Genomic DNA, 2,873 nt, shown 5'->3' on the forward strand with positions numbered 1-2,873 from the left:
GAATGCTCAGGAGTCAGAATCTTCTTGCGGGGCTCTGCAAAATCTCCGATCGTCAGGTCAACAGGGGCAGCCTTAATACCGGATCCACCGATATCCACTCCGAAAGCCTGCGCTGTTTCAATCATTGCTGCTCCTTAGCTGATCAAAGATGAGGGTCCGAACCGGCACGGTAGCGATTGTACCCCAAGCCATGCCTCTGCAACTCGTAGGAACGGCATAAGCCGGACCAGGGTCAGGCTGTTTCGCTGGCACTGTGCTACAAACTGCAGGAAGAAGAATTGAGTGGAATAATAAGGTTATGACCGAACACACACAGCTCATTGATGCAGTCAACGTGCGCATCACCACCAGAGAATACGATCCTAAGCCCATCGATCCCGACCTCGCCAGGCAGCTCGGCAGCACCTTGAACGCTCTGAATACGCTCAGCGGTCTGGACATGCAACTGGTCCTAGGCAAACCGGACGCCTTCGCTGCCGACAATGCATCCGGCCACCTGGCCAATGCGGCCAACTACCTTGCCCTGGTCGGACCCAAGGATGATCAGGAGAGCCTGGAAAAAGCCGGCTTTTATGGCGAGCGCATGGTTCTTGCCGCCACACTGTACGGACTGGGGACAGGATGGGTGTCAGGCAGCTGGGACCGTCAGGCAGCCGAGCGCCATTGCCGGATCACCCCTAGCCAATCGCTCTATCTGGTGGTCACCATCGGCTATCCGGCCGACCAGATCGGCTACGGCAACCAGGACTTCGACAAGCTTTGCCAACGTCAGAGCGAGCATCGAACATCCAAGAGCTATGAGGAACTGACTTCTTCCATGAGCGCGCAGGACCGGCAGGAGGCTCCGGAATGGTTCAAGGCCGGCGTGGCTGCCGCCGCCAAGGCGCCTTCGGCCATGAACGGACAGCCCGTGGTTTTTGCCTGGGACAAGAACACGGGCGATGCAATCGCCACTCTGGACCCCTCAGTCGACTACGGTTCCGCAGTGGATCTGGGCATAGCCAAAATGAATTTCCAGATCGGATCCGGCGGCGGCACATGGACCTGGGGCGATGGAGGCCGTTTCATCAGGTCCTGACCGGAGCTGCATCCCAGTGCCCCGGCAAGGGGACCGTGTAGGGTGATGAACTATGAACAATGGAGCATCATCATCTCATTCCACCGCCGAACCGAGCACTGAAGCGGGTTCAACAACCCTTTACCTGACCCGGCACGGCAGAACGACGGCCAATGTCATGCATCTGATGCAGGGCTGGTCAGATTTCCCTCTGACCAGGCAAGGTCGCGAGGACGTGCGCCAGTTCGGTCGGGGCCTGCGATCCATTCGCTTCCGTGCAGCCTGGAGCGGCAATCTGAGTCGTCAGTATGAAACGGCCCGCCTGGCACTTGACATGTCCGGCAATGGAGACCTGCGCGTGGGCGTGGATCCTGACCTGCGCGAGGACAATTTCGGAAGTTTCGAGGGCCGGGACGAGCGCACTACTCTGGACCAAGTCTGCGCAGCCATGGGGTTCGAGAACTTCGCTGCGGCCAAGGCAACCTATGGCAGGAACATCGCCGTCCATATGCAGGACACCTTCCACCGGCTGGATGCCCAGGACATCCTGTCCGCCGGTCTGGAGGAACAGGATCGGGCTGAGACCACGGCCCAGGTCCGCAGCAGAATGATTGCGGTATTGACGCGCATCGCCCAGTCTGCCATCGAAGAGGGCGGCGGGCCTGTCCTGGTGGTCTCATCAGGCATGTGCCTGCAACAGTTCCTGACAGCCATCGACGACCACTGCACCATCCCTGACATGGACAACACCGCGGTGACCAAGGTCGTCTATGGGGATGATGGCTTCCACCTGGCGGGACCAGTCAGTTCCATGGAGTACTTCCAGGCAGGAGGTCAAGAAAAGTAGCAGGCGAATTTATTCAAGCTCGCTGTGTTCCCCCGGCTGACTGGCCCTTGAGGGGTTCCATGGGCCTCCAGTCGGGATCATGCAATATCTGGCGCGAATCCACCCATCCCTTCAGGATGGCAGGAATGCCGGTCATGATGTGGCTGCGATCAACAGCCAGAAGACGAATGACTTCCTTGAGAGCTGTTGCCAGGGTCCCCAGGGCGAAGGCCAGGGGTCGATAGTCCCCATGAACCATGAAATACCTGGCCATAAAGCCCCGGTTGCGCATGATGTGGTAACGATTCATATCCGATGTGGAATTGAGCTGGCGCACACCAGCGATGTTCCAATTGGCGATGTTGCGAGTCCGACGCATGACTACATCGGAGACCACTACAGGCTGTGTGACCTTGGATGCCAAATACCCATAGATGGTGTCATCCCAATAGATGAAGAAGCGCGGGTCAGGCAGACCGATTTGCTCCACAACCTGCCGGGAGAAGAACCCTCCTTCAAAACACATGGTGTTCATGGGACGACAGCCCGATGGTCCGAACTCCCCCGGTGCTATCGGGTCTGGAATGCCCAAGGCGGTCAGAAAATGATACTGCCAATAGAAGGGGCCGCCATCATAATCCAGCCGAGAACCCTGCACCACCTGATAGCGGTCACTCCACTTAGCGAGTAGGTCAAGTCCTTCAGGTTCCACTGCAACGTCATCATCCATGACCCAGAACCATTTGGCGCCAAGCTCGTATGCCTTGCGCACACCGGCGGAAAATCCACCTGAGCCGCCACCATTGTGGTCCTGCGGAAGATAAACGACACGATCCTGATTGCCGGAGCCGTCGATGATGGTCCTGCCCCAACGGCCTGTCACACGTTCAGAAAACTGCTCGACCATGGTTCTCGTGTCTGCCGAATTCTCGTTATCCACCACCACGATCCGCCAGGGGGCCTGGGTGAGCTGGAGGATGGAGTCGAACA

The 2,873-nt window shown here is 58.1% G+C and carries 3 protein-coding genes and 1 pseudogene; 2 read left to right on the top strand and 2 right to left on the bottom strand.

The genetic code is table 11. The features are described from left to right. Positions 1-125, bottom strand: a pseudogene (locus AC0AP0_RS11220) (ROK family protein); the annotation flags it as partial. Between the two features lie 173 nt (positions 126-298). On the opposite strand from AC0AP0_RS11220, the gene AC0AP0_RS11225 reads away from it, so the two are divergent. Then, positions 299-1,078, top strand: coding sequence for a nitroreductase family protein (locus AC0AP0_RS11225; protein WP_490430525.1), 780 nt, complete (start codon positions 299-301; stop codon positions 1,076-1,078). 52 nt (positions 1,079-1,130) lie between these two features. Next, positions 1,131-1,904: a histidine phosphatase family protein gene (locus AC0AP0_RS11230; protein ID WP_490430526.1), complete on the top strand. Its 774-nt coding sequence runs from the start codon at positions 1,131-1,133 to the stop codon at positions 1,902-1,904. A gap of 13 nt (positions 1,905-1,917) precedes the next feature. Here the strand turns inward: AC0AP0_RS11230 and AC0AP0_RS11235 are convergent. Beyond that, positions 1,918-2,873: glycosyltransferase (locus AC0AP0_RS11235; protein ID WP_490430527.1), on the bottom strand; the 956-nt coding region annotated here is incomplete at its 5' end.

This window comes from Bifidobacterium sp. POST2/T3 (B1) (assembly GCF_058197115.1).